The organism is Streptococcus mitis, from assembly GCF_946188695.1.
Lineage (GTDB): Bacteria > Bacillota > Bacilli > Lactobacillales > Streptococcaceae > Streptococcus > Streptococcus mitis_DF.
The window spans coordinates 1-320 of sequence record NZ_CAMHWI010000057.1 but is presented as its reverse complement, the minus strand read 5'-3'; the positions used below and the strand labels follow the sequence as shown (position 1 = coordinate 320).

1 protein-coding gene is annotated in these 320 nt (G+C 40.9%); it reads left to right on the top strand.

The window, feature by feature from the left end; translation table 11 throughout:
- On the top strand, positions 1 to 320 hold a 320-nt coding region (locus tag N8L33_RS09970), incomplete at both ends, for a MiiA motif-containing surface protein (protein WP_261059752.1).

Sequence of the window (320 nt, the reverse complement as noted above, 5' to 3'; positions counted from 1 at the left end):
GGAAACGACATCGTTAAACCAGCAGATAAGACAGTAGTAGCAAATCCAGAAAAACTTACAGACGCTGAGAAGAAAGCAATCGAAGATAAAGTTAAAGCTGTAAACCCAGATGCAACAGTAGTTGTAGATGATAAAGGAAATGCGACAGTTACAACTCCAGAAGGTAAGACAGCCGTAATTCCAGCAGCAGACTTGACGAAAGATCCAGAAGCTGCAACTAAACCAAATGCAGGAAACGACATTGTTAAACCAGCAGATAAGACAGCAGTAGCAAATCCAGAAAAACTTACAGACGCTGAGAAGAAAGCGATCGAAGATAA